Genomic DNA, 14446 nt, shown 5'->3' with positions numbered 1-14446 from the left:
TTCGTTTCTGGCATCTGCGTTTCTGGCATCTGCGGGAGATAGGCGTTTGGCAGAAAGGCCTGGACACAGCAGTGTCCAGGCCGGGCCTTGGTCAGGTCTTGCTTTAGGCCTGCATCCCTGCGCTGGCCAGCACGGCCAGGGCGCATGAAGCGATGCGGCTGGCCACGGAGTCGGAGCGGCTGGTCAGCACGATGGGCACGCGCATGCCCAGAACCAGGCCCGCGCATTCGGCGTTGGCCATGTAGACCAGCTGCTTGTAGATCATGTTGCCGGCTTCCAGGTTGGGGGCCAGCAAGATATCGGGGCGACCGGCGACATCGGAGACGATGCCCTTGTTGTGCGCCGAGTGCAGGGAGATGGCGTTGTCGTAGGCCAGTGGACCATCAAAGATGCCGCCCGTGATCTGGCCGCGGTCGGCCATCTTGCACAGGGCTGCCGCATCGATGGTGCCGGGAATGGCAGGGTTGACGGTCTCCACGGCCGACAGCAGGGCCACGCGTGGCTGGGCTATGCCGATGGCATGGGCCAGATCGACCGCATTCTGGGCGATGTCGCGCTTTTCCATCAGGCTGGGGAAGATGTTGACCACGCAGTCGGTCATCAGCAGAGGGCGGTCGTAGCCCGGGATGTCCATGATGAAGACGTGACTGGCCCGGCGGCTGCCGCGCAGACCGGCTTCGCGTGCCACGGCCGCGCCCAGCAGATCGTCGCTGTGCAGGCTGCCCTTCATCAGGGACCGGGCCTGGCCATCGCGGCACAGCGCTGCGGCCTGGGCCGCGGCGATGCGAGGGTCGTCCGCCGTGGAGTGGATCTCGGCGGCAGACAGATCGAGACCCGCAGAGCGGGCCGCGGCTTCGATACGCTGGCGCGGTCCTACCAGCAAGGGCCTGATCAGGCCGGCTTCCGCCGCTTGCATGGCTGCCTGCAAAGAGCTGGCATCGCAGGGGTAGGCCACGGCCACGGGAATCGGGCCGCGGGCCCGGGCCTGGTCGATCAATTGCTGGAGATGTGGACGCGGCGTGGCGGGCGCATCGTCGGCGGCCACGGCAAGTGAGAGTGAGGGAGTCATGAAAGCTCCTGCGGGGAAGTACAAGGCCCGGCGCGAGCAACGCAGGGGGTCGGGGAGTCGGCTTTCGAGGGCCTTGCGCTTTACCCAAGGCGCATGAAACCGGCGCGGCCCGACCAAGGGACACCGAGGAAGGGCCGCCCCGCACCGAGGGTGTCGCCCCCCTCCCCCGCGCAGCGGGTAGAGAGGGGGAAGGCGCGCAGCGCCTCAGGGGGTGTCAGACGGCGTCAGACAAAGTCCTTGTACTTGTCCAGCATGCGCACGGGCTTGGACAAGGCGTCGCGGCGGAAGGGATCGCCGAGCTCGCGCGTGCACATGATCTCGATCACGCAGGTCTTTCCTTCCTTCATCTGCATGTCGATGGCTTTTTGCAGTGCCGGGCCCACGTCCTCGATGTGGTCCACCACGATGCCTTCGGCGCCCATGGCCTTGGCGATGTCGGAGAAGCTTTCGCTCTCGAGCTCGCCGGCCACGAAACGGCGGTTGTAGAAGTCCACCTGGTTCTTCTTTTCCGCACCCCATTGGCGGTTGTGGAACACCACGGCGGTCACGGGGATGTCGTGGCGCACGGCGGTCATGATTTCCATCATGCTCATGCCCCAGGCGCCGTCGCCTGCATAGGCGATGGCCGGGCGATCGGGTGCTGCGCACTTGGCTCCGATGATGGTGGGCAGGGCATAGCCGCAGTTGCCGAAGCTCATGGGGGCGAAGAAACTGCGCGGCTCGTCGAAGCGCAGATAGCTGTTGGCCACCGAGTTGATGTTGCCGATGTCGGTGGACACCATGACGCGCGCCGGCATGGCTTTTTCGAGTTCGCGCAGCACCTGGCGGGGGTGCAGATAGCTGCCACCGGTCGGCGTGCGCTCGCCCTTGGCCTCTTCGATCATGTCCAGGCTGTAGGGGTCGCGCTCGTGGGTCCAGCCGTCAAGTTCCTTCTCCCAGGCGGCTTTTTCCGTGGCGATGGTGTCGGCGCGCGCTGCCTTGGTGGCGTCACAGCCCAGCGTCACATCGGCCAGGCGCCTGCTGAGTTCGGCCGCGACGGCCTTGGCATCGCCGTTGATGCCCACGGCAATCTTCTTGACCAGGCCCAGATTGGTGTGGTCGGCCTCGATCTGGATGATCTTGGCGGTCTTGGGCCAGTAGTCCATGCCGTGCTGGGGCAGGGTGCCGAAGGGGCCCATGCGCGAACCCAGTGCAATCACCACATCGGCCTGGGCGATCAGCTTCATGGCGGCCTTGGAGCCCTGGTAGCCCAGTGGGCCGGCCCACAGCGGGTGCTTGGCGGGGAAGGCATCGTTGCGCAGATAGCCGGTGGCCACGGGCGCGCCCAGGCGTTCGGCCAGTTGCCTGGCTTCTTGCACGGCATCGCCCATGACCACGCCGCCGCCGGCCAGGATCACCGGGAACTTGGCGGTCTTGAGCAGGTCCACGGCGGCCTGCAGGCTGGCCTCGCCGCCATGGCCGCGGTCCACGCGCATGGGCTTGGGAATCTCGCACTCGATCTCGCCGTAGAAGTAGTCACGCGGAATATTGAGCTGGGTCGGGCCCATCTCGGACATGGCGCGGTCGAAGACGCGACCTGTGAACTCGGCCATGCGCTTGGGGTTGCAGACATGGCCCTGGTACTTGGTGAACTCCTGGAACATGGGCAACTGGTTGGCTTCCTGGAAGCCGCCCAGGCCCATGCCCATGGTGCCGGTCTCGGGGGTCACGATCACCACCGGGCTGTGGGCCCAGTAGGCTGCGGCAATCCCGGTCACGCAGTTGCTGATGCCGGGGCCGTTCTGGCCGATCACCACGCCGTGGCGGCCCGAGACGCGGGCATAGCCGTCGGCCATATGGGCCGCACCTTGCTCATGCACCACGGGGATCAGGCGAATGCCTGCGGGGGCGAAGATGTCCATGGCATCCATGAAGGCGGAACCCATGATGCCGAACATCTCGCTGACGCCATTGGCGACGCAGGTTTCCACGAATGCTTCCGAAGGGGTCATCTTGTGAACGCCTTCAACCACTTTACGATTGTCCGTTGCAGCCATCTCTGTCTCCTTGAAAATTTGAAACCTATGGTTCCGAAAAAAGAAATAACGATGTCAGTCTATGGCATTTTTTTGCTTTCATGCAAATAAATTTCTTTTTATGGAATAAATTGACTCAAAAAATGGAAATTACTATGATCGACAACGATATGAAGCACAGCGAAGACACCCCCTCGGCTCGCCTGGACGGAGACACGCCCAATCTGCGTTTGTTTGCGCTGCTGGAGGCCGTGGCGCAAAAAAGCCAGCCCTTCACCCTGCAAACCATGGTGGAAGAGACGGGGCTGCCCAAGCCGACCATGCACCGCATGCTTGCGCAGCTGGAGGGCGCCGGAATCCTGCAAAGAGATGGCAACGGGCGTCACTACGGCACGGGCCAGCGGCTGATGCGGCTGGCGCAGAACGTGCTGCTCAACAACACCACGCATGGCGCGCGGCATGCGGTGCTGACCCAGCTGGTGCGCGAGCTCGGCGAGAGCTGCAACATCACGGCTTTTTCGGGCAGCGAGGTCCTGTATCTGGACCGCGTGGAGACGCCGGTGCCGCTGCGCTTTTATCTGCATCCGGGCTCGCGTGTGCCCGCGCACTGCTCGGCCACGGGCAAGCTGTTCCTGAGCCAGATGTCGCCAGCCCAGCGCCGCCGGCTGCTGGCCAATGTGCCGCTGGAGGCGTTCACCGGCAACACGCTGACGACCTTCGAGGCGCTGGAGCAGGAGCTCGATCAGGTGCGGGCTCAGGGCTATGCCTTCGACAACGAGGAGTTTCTGCCCGGGCTGCTGTGCCTTGGCGTGCTGGTGCCCGCCCCCCATGGCAACTCCAATATGGGGCTTGCCGTGCAGGCACCCATCATGCGTTTTTCCAAGGAGAAGGCCTTGTCCTTTCTTCCCAAGCTGCAGGCGGCCGTCGCGGCGATCGCCCGTATTAACGATGACGTTCCACCGGAAGCCGACGATGACTGACCTGAGCCTGCTGCAGCCCACCCGCACCGTCAGCGTGCGCGATGTATTTGGCATCGACACGGACATGAGCGTGCCGGCTTTTGCCGAGCCGGGCGAACATGTTCCCGCCATTGACAAGGCCTACCGCTTGAATCCGCAGGTGACGCAAGCCATCCTGGCGGGCTTTGCGCACAACCGGCGCGTGGTCATTCAGGGCCTGCACGGCACGGGCAAATCCACGCATATCGAGCAGGTGGCCGCCAGGCTGAACTGGCCTTGCGTGCGTGTGAATCTGGACGGTCATATCAGCCGCCTGGATCTGGTGGGCAAAGACAGCATCGTGCTGCAGGAGGGCAAGCAGGTGACCCAGTTCCAGGAAGGCATCCTGCCCTGGGCGCTGCAGCGGCCCGTGGCCATGGTGTTTGACGAGTACGACGCCGGACGCCCCGATGTGATGTTCGTCATCCAGCGGGTTTTGGAGCGTGAGGGCAGCTTTACCCTGCTCGATCAAAAGCGCGTGATCCAGCCGCATCCGTGCTTTCGGCTGTTTGCCACCATGAACACCCTGGGGCAGGGCAATCTCAACGGGCTCTATCACGGCACCCAGCAGCTCAACCATGCCCAGCTCGATCGCTGGAATCTGGTCACCAGCCTGAACTATCTGCCCCCGGCCGAGGAAGCGGCCATCGTGCTGGCGCGCGTGCCGGATCTGGCCACCGCCGAGGGGCGCCGCAAGGTGGACGCCATGGTGGCGCTGGCCGGGCTGACGCGCAAGGGCTTTGCGGTGGGAGACCTGTCCTTGCTGATGTCTCCGCGCACGGTGATCAACTGGGCCGAGAACATCGCCATCTTTCACGACCTGAAGCTGGCCTTCGAGCTGTCATTCCTCAACAAATGCGAGCCTGCAGAGCGCGCCATCGTGAGCGAATATTTCCAGCGCTGCTTCGCCCAGGAGCTGGCGCAGCCCTCGGAATCTGCACTGGCGTTGCTGGCATGAGCGCCGGGACCTCCGGCCCTGCCTCGCTGTCCAGCATGGAAGCCTGGGGCGGCGCCATGCTGCGCGCTGTCACCGGCGACGCCAGCCTGCAATGGAGCGGCCAGACGCTGTACCGGGGCACCACGCCCATACCCCAGGCGGCGGCCCACCATAGCCAGGTGCCGGTGCAGCAGACGGATCAGCGCGGCCTGCTCGACAGCATGGGACTGCGTCTGCAGTGGAGCGACCAGGCCTTGTTTCAGGCGCATCTGCCCCAGGACCCGGTGGAGCGCATGGTGTTTGAACTGCTGGAGCAGTTGCGCGTGGAGAGCTTGGTGCCCGAGGCCTGGCCCGGAGCGCGCGAGAACATGCGCCAGCGCTTTGTGAACTGGTGCCAGGCCTTCGTGGATTCCGGCCTGACGGAAAGTAGTCTGGGAATTTTGCTGTTTACCGTGGCCATCACGGCCTGGAGCCGGCTGACCGGGCACGAGATACCTGAGCGCATGGCCGATCTGGTGGAGTCCACGCGCATGTCCATGGCTTGCCCGCTGGGCCGACACTGGGATCGGCTGCGGCGCTTCAGAGACCGGCAGCTCCAGTTTGTCGAGCCTGCCCTGGCCCTCAGCCGCTGGGTCGGCATGGCGGTGCGTGCGGCGCAGGACGATGCACCACGCGGTGCCGGCGGCCCCAGGCGGCGCAGCAGCTTTGCCCTGCCTCTGCATTTTGAGTCCCACAGTCAGGACGGCATGCCCGTGGCGCAAAGCGGCGACAGCCGGGCCTGGGCCGGCACCGCGCAAAGCTACCGGGTTTTCACGCGCGAGTTCGATAGGGAAGTGCAGGCCGGTGAGCTGATCCGCGCGTTGCAGCTGGCCCAGTTCCGTGAGCAGATGGACGAGGAGCTGGCGCGCTCGGGATTGCAGCAGGCCGGGCGGCTGGCGCGCTATCTGCAGCAGCGCCTTGCCAGCACGCAGCGCAATGGCTGGAACTTTGGGCTGGAGGAAGGTCATCTGGACGGCAGCCGCCTGTCCCAGCTGGTGACGGACCCGCAGCAGCGCGCGATCTTCAAGGACGAGATGCAGCGCCCCATCAACGAGACCGCTGTCACTATTCTCATGGACTGCTCGGGCTCCATGAAAACCTATGCCAAGCCTCTGTCGCTCTTGCTCGACGTGCTGGGGCGGGCGCTGGAGATGGCCGGAGCGAGCGTGGAGATACTGGGCTTTTCCACGCAGGCCTGGAATGGCGGCAGAACGCGCCGCCGCTGGCAGCGCGCCGGTCAGCCCCAGTTTCCGGGGCGTCTCAACGAGCGCCTGCACATTGTCTTCAAGGACGGGGCCAAGCCCTGGCGTCATGCCCGGCAGGGCATTGCGGCGCTGCGCAAGCCCGACATCTTTCGTGAAGGCATCGACGGCGAGGCCGTGGAATGGGCGTGCCAGAGGCTGCGTGCAAAGACCGCACAACGTCGCATCCTGCTCGTCGTCTCCGATGGCTGTCCCATGGATACGGCTACCCATCAGGCCAATGACGAGCATTATCTGGATCAGCATCTGCGGCAGGTTCTTGCCGCCCAGGAACGCATGGGAGGCGTGAAGGTCTGCGCCCTGGGCGTCGGGCTGGATCTGGGGGTCTTTTACCGTCAAAGGCTTGCCGTCGATCTGCAGCACGATATCGACGAGGCCTTGCTGTTTTCGGTGGCCGAGATGTTGTGCCGGCGATAACCGGGACGGAGCGTGCGAGAGGTATCACGCAAGGCCGGGCAAGCACAGGCGGCAAGCCGAAAAACCGTAAAGCCGTAAAGCCAGAAACAGAAAAGCGGGAAGGCGCAATGCCTGCCCGCTGTCTGCTTGCCGGAGTCACCCCCGTCGGGGAATCGGCCGCTCTTACATGCGTCCCTTCCAGGGAACCAGGCGCTTTTCGACCCAGCGCATGAACAGGTCGAACACGTAGGCGATCACACCGATGACGATGATGCCCATGATCACGATGTCGGTGCGCAGGAAGTTCGAGGCGTTGAGCACCATCTGACCCAGACCCACGTTCGCCGCCACCATTTCGGCGGCAACCAGAGTCGTCCAGCCAAAGCCGATGGCAATGCGCATGCCCACCAGAATGTCGGGCAGGGCCGCCGGCAAGATCACATGGCGGATCACCTGGAAGTAGCTCGCACCCATCGAATAGGCGGCATTGATCTGCTCCTGTGCTGCGCTGCGCATGCCCGATCGGGCTGCCAGAGCCAGGGGGGCAAAGCAGCTCAGGAAGATCAGCAGAATCTTCGGCGTTTCATCGATGCCGAACCAGATGATGATCAGCGGCAGATAGGCCAGTGGCGGCAGGGGACGGTAGAACTCGATGGGCGGGTCGAAGATGCCGCGTGCGATGCGTGACATCCCCATCGCGATGCCCAGCGGAACGGCAATCATGAATGCCAGCCAGAAAGCCACGGTCACGCGCAGCAGACTTGCCGAGAAATGCTGCCACAGCGGTTTGTCGTTGGCCTGCCCGGTCAGGTATTCATAGAACTGCTGAAACACCGCCTGCGGGCTGGGCAGGAACAGGGGCTTGATCCAGCCGAAATTGGTGGCGGCGAACCAAAGTGCCAGCAGCACGGCCACGGTGACGATGCTGATGCCGAGACTGGAGCCTTCGCCGGGGGTCTTGAAGCGACTGGTCTTCACCGGTCCTGACGCCTGCGAGGCAGTGGCCTTGGGCTGCACGCGCGCTGTCGCGGCGGGCAGATGGTTGATTTGGACTGCTTCAGACATTGGCAGGCTCCCGGTGGTGAATCAGACTCAGAACTTCTTCGCGCATCCTGATGAAGTCGGGGCGCGACTTGACGGCACGTGCGTCGCCGGTGCGCAGAAACTCATGGCAGAACGGCATGTCGTCGTAGACATGGGAGATGCGTCCCGGGCTTGGGCTCATGACGATCAGCCGGCTGGCGAGAAACAGCGCCTCTTCCACCGAGTGGGTGATGAAGAACACCATCTTGTGGGTGGCATGCCATACGCGCAGCAGGATTTCCTGAACCTGCTCGCGCGTGAAGGCATCAAGCGCACCCATGGGCTCGTCCATCAGCAGCAGTGCGGGATCGTTGGCCAGCGCACGGGCAATGCCGACACGCTGCTGCATGCCTCCAGACAGTTCATAGACGGCACGCCTGGCGTAGTCCTGCAAGCCCACGAGGCCCAGTTTCTCTTCGGCGATCCGCGTGCGCGTCTTCAGATCCATGCCGCGCATGCGCAATCCCAGTGCGACGTTGTCGATCACATTGAGCCATGGCATCAGCGCATGTTTTTGAAACACCACGCCCTGATTGGCACCAGGGCCCTGAATGGGCTTGCCGTCCAGCAGGATCTGGCCGCTGGACGGTGCCAGAAAGCCTGCCATGCAGTTGAGCAGTGTTGTCTTGCCGCAGCCCGATGCACCCAGAGCGACCACGAAGTCGCCTTCATTCATGGTCAGGTTGACGGGCGCCAGGGCTTGCAAGTGTCCGCCCTTGACCTCGTAGTTGACGGTCAGGTCACGTATATCCAGAGTCGGCATGACATTGCCCTCCTATGTGAAACAAAGCGGGGAGCCACGACGGGGCTGGCCGTCGTGGGCGGGCAGTCAGCGGCCGAGAGCCTGCTTGACATAGCTGCTGCTCACGTACGCGGCATAGTCGGGCTTGACCTCCTGAATGCGGCCTTGCGACTTCAGAAACGTTGCGGTGTGGGTCATGGCCTTGGCCGCACCGCCTTCCAGCCATTGCGCGCCGAGCTGCTCTTCGGCGCTGGGGAAGCGGTAAAGCGCCATGGCTGCGGGCACGTCCTTGGGGTCGGCCTTGCTCCATTTTGCAATGGCCTTGATCTCGGGCGAATCGGGAGTCCACGTGGCCAGGTTGTCGCGCACCTGGGCGCTGGCCCGGTTCAGGGCCTTGATGAACGCCACCATGAACTGGGGATTTTCCTGGGCGAACTTGCTGCTCACGGCGATGCCTTCGAATGTGGGATAGCCCATCTGTGCAATGGAGCCGGAGGTGGCAATCACCTTGCCCTTTTGCTTGACCTTGGCCAGTACCGGATCCCAGACAAAGGTGCCGTCGATATCGCCGCGCTCCCAGGCTGCGGCAATCTCTGGCGGGCGCATGTTCATGATGTTGACCTTGCGTGCATCAACGCCTTCCTTGCCCAGGGCCGCGACCAGCTGGTAGTGCGCGGTGGAGACGAACGGCACGCCTATGCGCTTGCCCTCCATGCTCTTGAAACTGCTGATGCCGCCGCCATCGCGTGCCACCAGGGCTTCGGCACTGGCGATGTCTGCAGAGATCCAGAGCAGCTTGATGTCCTGCCCCTGGCTGGCCGCAGCAGTCAGCGGGCTGGAGCCTACCTCTCCCATCTGCACGTCGCCCGAGGCCATCGCCCGTATCACGTCGCCGCCGCCCGAGAACATGCGCCAGTTGATCTTGTAGCCCGTCTCCTTTTCCACCTCGCCCGATTCCATCACCAGGCGCAGCGGCACCAGCATGTCCTGGTTGGCGAAGGTCACGGTTTTCTGCTGCGCCAGCGCGAAGCCGGTCATGGCCAGTGCGGCTGTGGCGACACCCGCTTTCAGCGCCCATCGTTTTTGCATTTTCATTGCCAATTTCTCCATGGTTAGAGCGATATCGGTTGAAGACTTCGATCAGAGAACCCTTGCTGTGCTCACTCTTGCTGACTTGCTTTCCCATTCCCTCTTCTGGCTGAACCGGTTGAAAGCCGCATCGCGAGGCTCAAAGAGCTTTCTCAGCGGATCGTAGTGAGCAACCTTGCGCAGCCAGTAGGGCCAGTTGATGTGAATCGTTAGGTCCAGTCGCGCACGGTCCCGGATGGTGCGCGCAGCATGGGTTGGCCTGCACCGCGACCGTGCATGGCAAAGCCTTGCAGGGCGTGGCTTGCGCGGGATATCCCGGTCCTGGTGGAAGGCGTTTTTTCGGTGTCTGAATGGGCTTAGGTGGTTTCACTGATCGCAGGCAGAGGCGGGAGGATTGGGCTGTCCGGCAGGCATGAATGCTTGCGCAATATGCGTGCCAGAGGTGCGGCTTTCCTGTGGCCCGGGCGCTGGGGTGTGCACCGCATCGCATCCGCAGATCGGATGAAAAAAAGCACCTTCCTGGCGGAAGGTGCTCTTCGTTACGTGCAGCCGGACGGCGGCTGCAAGGATCAGTTCTTCTCGTCGTTCATGTGATACCAGTGGTAGAGAAAGCGCTGGCCCATGCGGCGAAATGGTGCAAATGCCTCCGAGCGCACCATATTGAACACATTCGGATATTCGAGCGATGAGTTGTAGATTGGCAACTCGAAGGCCTTGATCTTCTGGCCTGCGATGCGCTGGGCCATGCGCCGGCCTGCATGCGCAGAAAAAGACACGCCATTGCCGCCATAGCCGACCGCATAGAAGACGCTTTCCCTTGGATCGGGCTGGGTGATGCGCGGCATCATGTCGTGGCTCACATCGACCCAGCCCCACCAGGAGTAGTCCACCTGGATTCCCTTGAGGGCCGGGAACTTGTGGTGCAGGCCCTCGACCAGCTTGGCCATATGGACCGGATTGGGCGCGTCGGCGCCGGTGACGGCGCTGCGGCTGCCGATCTGCACGCGGTTGTCGGGCAGCTTGCGGTAGTAAAAGCGCAACGTACGGGTGTCGGTGATGACTTGCGTGGTCTTGAAGTTGGTGGCGGCCAGCTCTTCTTCCGTCAGGGGCCGGGTGACCAGCGAGTTCGAGAGAATCGGCATGATCTTCGAGCGCAGGCTGGGGTGCAGGCCGTTGCTGGTGTAGCCGCCGGTGGCAAAGCCGACGGCGCGTGCCTTGACCGTGCCGCCCGGTGTCTTGAGGTAGTGCACGCCGTTGCGCGTTTCCATGCCCAGCACGGGACTGGCGGGATGCACCTTCACCCCCAGTTCGCGGGCCTTGCGCAGATAGCCGAATGCCAGCTTGAGCGGATGCACGCCAATGCCGTCGGGCTCGTGCATCGCGCCACGGCAGTCGGCGTCATCGACATAGTCGCGGCGCACGGCGTCGACGCTGAGTATGCGGGCGTCGTAGCCGAAGACTTCGCGCATGATGCGGGTCTCGTTGCGCAGAAAATCCATTTTCCTGTCGCGGTGGGCGATATACAGATGCCCTCCTGGTTGTGGCTCGCATTCTGGAAACTCCGCCACCAGTTTTTTGAACGTGTCGAATCCTTCGCGGATTTCCGCATCCAGCTTCAGGGCGGTGTCCTTGCCCCAGCGCTCTATCCACTGCGAGCGATAGAGGCGGCCGCTGGCATTCTGGCCCTGGCCGCCGTTGCGGCTGGTGCAGCCCCAGGCGCTCTGGTTGGCTTCGAGAACCACGGCGCGAATGCCGTGTTCGCGGGCCAGAAACAGCGCAGTGGACAGGCCCGTGAAGCCCGAGCCCACGATGACCACATCGGCTTCCATGTCGCCGCAGACCGGACCATCGTCCTCGGGCGGCCGGCCTGCTGTTCCTACCCAGTAGGTCGGAGCGTAGCCGGCCCCATGTCCGGGGTTTCTGGCAACCAGGGGGTCGTATTGCGGGTCGTATGGATTCAGATGGCTGGGGCGGATGTCCTCGGCTTTCATGGTGCTCGTCTCCTGGTGTGGCTGCGTTTGAAGCGGCGCTCTATTGCTATGGAATTGATGGACGCAAAGTCAATGCAGATGCCGTTGCAGGCCACTGCTTGCGGGGTCCAGAGCAGCATAGCCAGCCCCTTGCGCAGCTGGTTAGGGCCACGGCGAAGGTTTTGATGGAGCCAGAGCGCAAGCCTGGTCGCCCGATTCTTAGGATTGCCTCAGACGGGCTGCGAAGCGCCTCCTGCAAACCGGGCTACGCATCGAGCCGCGCTCGCCGGGCGGGGCTGCACGCTGGCCTGCTCCAGGCCGGCATGACGAGGCTGTGCCGGTCGCAACCTCAGGGGGATGCATTGGAGTTCACCGCAACCTGTGCAGCCAGCGGGTGTGGCTGCAAGCAATCCCTGCGCCTGTGGCGGCGATGACCGCATTGAGCGTGTTGATGCTCTCCTATCGTTTTCACCTAAATGAAGCGGCCGAAGAGGCGTTTGCCCACGGGCTTCGGTGTGCCTGTGCAAGAGCTGCGACACAGCGTCGCGCTCAGAGGAGAAGCGGACTTTTTCAAGGCATCTTGCGGTGCGCGCCGCCGTCATTTCACGAGGGATCCGCGCCTTGCGCGGCAAGGTCTTGGACTTAACGATAGCCGGCAACTGGTCCTACGAAATGGAGCCAGTGCTACCTACCATGAGCCATCGGAATTTCAGGCATTTTTCGATCAAAAGGGGGCGCTTTTGCAACGGTCGGCCCCCATGACATGACAGCAATCTGGAGAGCATATGAACAAGCAAGAATCCCAACCCGACGTCCAGTTCCTGGCGCGTTTCTCCGACGCGTGGAATCGGCATGACATTGATGCATTGATGGACTTCATGGCCGACGAATGCGAGTTTCACGCCGTTGCCGGCCCTGATCTGATGGGGCGCAGCTTTGTGGGGCGTGAAGCCGTGCGTGAGGGCTTTCAGCTGGCCTGGCAGGCATTCCCCGATGCAGCCTGGGTGGATGGAGAGCATTTTGTGCAAGGCTCGCGCGGCGTTTCGGAGAGCACCTTCAAAGGCACCAAGGCCGATGGCCTGCGTGTGGAAGCTCGCATGGTCGATGTGTTCACCTTCCGCGACGGCAAGATCGCCGTCAAGAACGCCTACCGCAAGGATCGTCCACCTGTAGCGCTTTCCTGACACGAGCCTGGTGTGCGTGCGCGCCTCTTTGTCTCACGGCAAGGTCCGCTGCACGCATGGCTTCGCTCAACAATTTTTAAGCAGATAACTGAACGATCACGGCAACGGCCTGCATGAGCAGCAAGGCACAACCAGATACATAAAGCCGTGGCGACCGGCATTTCCAGGCCGGCAAGACAGGAGACAAAAATGATTGGAAATCCGCATTCGTCGCCGGACGGGCTGTCGCACAGTCTCAAGCAGCGGCACATGACCATGATTGCCCTGGGCGGCGTCATCGGTGCCGGGCTTTTCGTTGGCAGCGGCGTGGTCATCAAGTCGGCCGGGCCGGCGGCCGTCATCTCTTTTCTGATCACCGGCCTGCTGGTGGTGCTGGTCATGCGCATGCTGGGCGAGATGGCCTGCTCCATGACGGGGGGCTCCTTTTACGAGTACGCCCGGGAAGCATGGCGCGATCGGCCCGCCGTCGGTCAGCTGGCGGGATTTCTGACGGGCTGGATGTACTGGTATTTCTGGGTCATCGTCGTGGCGATCGAAGCGGTGGCGGGGGCCGAGCTGGTGCGCTACTGGCTACCCGACGTGCCGGCCTGGAGCATCAGCCTGGTCCTGCTGATCATGATGACGCTGACCAATCTGGTCTCGGTCAAATCCTTTGGCGAATGCGAGTTCTGGCTGGCTTCCGTGAAAGTGGCCGCCATCGTGGTGTTTCTGTTCATCGCCGGTGTCTATGTGCTGGGCCTGACCCCGGGGAGCGGCGGAATGCATGTCGCCAATCTGAGCCAGAACGGCGGCTTCATGCCCAACGGCATTGTTCCTGTGCTCACGGGCGCCGTGGCCGCGACCGGCTTCTATTTCGGCGCGGAGATCGTGACGATTGCCGCCGCCGAAACCGCTGAGCCCCAGAAGGCCGTGGCCAAGGCCACGAATTCGGTCATCCTGCGCGTGCTGGTGTTCTACGTGGGATCGGTGCTGCTGGTGGCCTGCCTGGTGCCATGGAACTCCACCGGTATGTCCATGCCCTATGTCAGCGCTCTCGATGCCATGGGCGTGCCGGCGGCTGCACAGATCATGAATGCAGTGGTGCTGACCGCCGTGCTGTCGGCGCTCAACTCCGGGCTCTATGCTTCTTCGCGCATGCTGTTTGCGCTGACGCGACGCGGCGATGCGCCCAAGGTGCTGGCCCAGGTCAGCCGCAACGGCGTGCCCGTGTACGCGATCTTGGTGGCTACATTGTTCGGCTACGGTGCCATCGTCATGTCCTATCTGTCGCCCGACAAGGTGTTCGCCTTTCTCGTGAACTCCTACGGAACGGTTGCCATCTTTGTCTATATCCTGATTGCGATTTCCCAGCTGCGCCTGCGCTATCGATTGGAGAACGAGGCGCCGCATCTGCTCAAGGTGCGCATGTGGTGCTTCCCTTATCTGACCTGGCTGGCGATTGCGGGCATGCTGTCCATCGTGGTGGCCATGGGCTTCATTCCCGAACAGCGCACGCCGCTGGCCCTGGGTGTGGCCAGCCTGTGCATCTTGCTGATTGCCTATGGCGTGCGCCAGACGCTGCGACGCGGGGTGAATCCAGAGAGCCTGCTCGACGAGCTGGCGCCGCCCAAGCTGCGCAAGAATTGATGAGACCCGCAAAAGCCCCGGACCTTGAGTCCGGGG

General features: G+C 63.1%; 12 protein-coding genes. 6 read left to right on the top strand and 6 right to left on the bottom strand.

Features of this window, described 5'->3' with window-relative positions:
* Positions 1–103: 103 nt before the first annotated feature.
* Positions 104–1069 (bottom strand): bifunctional enoyl-CoA hydratase/phosphate acetyltransferase, encoded by a 966-nt coding sequence (locus P353_RS10350; RefSeq protein ID WP_034368845.1) that lies wholly within the window; start codon positions 1067–1069, stop codon positions 104–106.
* Positions 1070–1293: 224 nt separating this feature from the next.
* Positions 1294–3105, bottom strand: coding sequence for a sulfoacetaldehyde acetyltransferase (xsc, locus tag P353_RS10345; RefSeq protein WP_034368844.1), 1812 nt, complete (start codon positions 3103–3105; stop codon positions 1294–1296).
* Between the two features lie 134 nt (positions 3106–3239).
* Between xsc and P353_RS10340 the strand changes: the two genes are divergently transcribed.
* From P353_RS10340 to P353_RS10330, 3 genes are read left to right on the top strand one after another with little or no spacing between them, the layout of a single operon-like run.
* On the top strand, positions 3240–4064 hold the full coding sequence (locus P353_RS10340; RefSeq protein WP_034368841.1) for an IclR family transcriptional regulator: 825 nt from the start codon (positions 3240–3242) through the stop codon (positions 4062–4064).
* Entirely contained in the window at positions 4057–5040 is a 984-nt protein-coding gene (locus P353_RS10335) for an AAA family ATPase (protein ID WP_034368838.1), read from the top strand. Before P353_RS10340 ends, P353_RS10335 begins: the two co-directional genes overlap by 8 nt.
* Complete coding sequence (locus P353_RS10330; protein ID WP_034368837.1) at positions 5037–6737, top strand: cobaltochelatase CobT-related protein; 1701 nt, start codon at positions 5037–5039, stop codon at positions 6735–6737. Before P353_RS10335 ends, P353_RS10330 begins: the two co-directional genes overlap by 4 nt.
* A 162-nt stretch (positions 6738–6899) precedes the next feature.
* Here P353_RS10330 and P353_RS10325 read toward each other — a convergent pair whose 3' ends face one another.
* The 3 genes from P353_RS10325 to tauA form a co-directional block, all read right to left on the bottom strand.
* A complete protein-coding gene (locus P353_RS10325; protein WP_034368835.1) occupies positions 6900–7781 on the bottom strand; it encodes an ABC transporter permease subunit in 882 nt (293 codons plus the stop codon).
* Positions 7774–8562 carry a taurine ABC transporter ATP-binding protein gene (locus P353_RS10320; protein ID WP_034368833.1) on the bottom strand — a complete coding sequence of 263 codons (789 nt, stop codon included), beginning with the start codon at positions 8560–8562 and terminating at the stop codon, positions 7774–7776. Before P353_RS10320 ends, P353_RS10325 begins: the two co-directional genes overlap by 8 nt.
* 66 nt (positions 8563–8628) lie before the next feature.
* Positions 8629–9636 (bottom strand): taurine ABC transporter substrate-binding protein, encoded by a 1008-nt coding sequence (gene tauA, locus P353_RS10315; protein WP_034368831.1) that lies wholly within the window; start codon positions 9634–9636, stop codon positions 8629–8631.
* A gap of 414 nt (positions 9637–10050) precedes the next feature.
* On the opposite strand from tauA, the gene P353_RS29200 reads away from it, so the two are divergent.
* Positions 10051–10224 carry a hypothetical protein gene (locus P353_RS29200; RefSeq protein ID WP_157839591.1) on the top strand — a complete coding sequence of 58 codons (174 nt, stop codon included), beginning with the start codon at positions 10051–10053 and terminating at the stop codon, positions 10222–10224.
* On the opposite strand, the gene P353_RS10310 is transcribed toward P353_RS29200, so the two are convergent.
* Entirely contained in the window at positions 10200–11621 is a 1422-nt protein-coding gene (locus P353_RS10310) for an NAD(P)/FAD-dependent oxidoreductase (protein ID WP_034368830.1), read from the bottom strand. The genes P353_RS29200 and P353_RS10310 overlap by 25 nt on opposite strands.
* A gap of 764 nt (positions 11622–12385) precedes the next feature.
* Here P353_RS10310 and P353_RS10305 point away from each other — a divergent pair.
* A complete protein-coding gene (locus P353_RS10305) occupies positions 12386–12784 on the top strand; it encodes a nuclear transport factor 2 family protein (protein WP_034368828.1) in 399 nt (132 codons plus the stop codon).
* Between the two features lie 189 nt (positions 12785–12973).
* Complete coding sequence (locus P353_RS10300) at positions 12974–14410, top strand: amino acid permease (RefSeq protein WP_034368825.1); 1437 nt, start codon at positions 12974–12976, stop codon at positions 14408–14410.
* Positions 14411–14446 lie beyond the last annotated feature (36 nt).

The organism is Comamonas testosteroni (genome assembly GCF_000761245.1).
GTDB lineage: Bacteria > Pseudomonadota > Gammaproteobacteria > Burkholderiales > Burkholderiaceae_C > Comamonas > Comamonas testosteroni_C.
Note: the sequence above shows the minus strand (reverse complement) of the source record. Positions and strands in the feature narration are given on the sequence as shown.

Excerpts from the sequence above, each read along its gene's own strand:
- P353_RS10350 (WP_034368845.1), bottom strand. The coding sequence starts at position 1,069 with ATGACTCCCTCACTCTCACTTGCCGTGGCCGCCGACGATGCGCCCGCC.
- xsc (WP_034368844.1), bottom strand. The coding sequence starts at position 3,105 with ATGGCTGCAACGGACAATCGTAAAGTGGTTGAAGGCGTTCACAAGATG.
- P353_RS10340 (WP_034368841.1), top strand. The coding sequence starts at position 3,240 with ATGATCGACAACGATATGAAGCACAGCGAAGACACCCCCTCGGCTCGC.
- P353_RS10335 (WP_034368838.1), top strand. The coding sequence starts at position 4,057 with ATGACTGACCTGAGCCTGCTGCAGCCCACCCGCACCGTCAGCGTGCGC.
- P353_RS10330 (WP_034368837.1), top strand. The coding sequence starts at position 5,037 with ATGAGCGCCGGGACCTCCGGCCCTGCCTCGCTGTCCAGCATGGAAGCC.
- P353_RS10325 (WP_034368835.1), bottom strand. The coding sequence starts at position 7,781 with ATGTCTGAAGCAGTCCAAATCAACCATCTGCCCGCCGCGACAGCGCGC.
- P353_RS10320 (WP_034368833.1), bottom strand. The coding sequence starts at position 8,562 with ATGCCGACTCTGGATATACGTGACCTGACCGTCAACTACGAGGTCAAG.
- tauA (WP_034368831.1), bottom strand. The coding sequence starts at position 9,636 with ATGAAAATGCAAAAACGATGGGCGCTGAAAGCGGGTGTCGCCACAGCC.
- P353_RS10310 (WP_034368830.1), bottom strand. The coding sequence starts at position 11,621 with ATGAAAGCCGAGGACATCCGCCCCAGCCATCTGAATCCATACGACCCG.
- P353_RS10305 (WP_034368828.1), top strand. The coding sequence starts at position 12,386 with ATGAACAAGCAAGAATCCCAACCCGACGTCCAGTTCCTGGCGCGTTTC.
- P353_RS10300 (WP_034368825.1), top strand. The coding sequence starts at position 12,974 with ATGATTGGAAATCCGCATTCGTCGCCGGACGGGCTGTCGCACAGTCTC.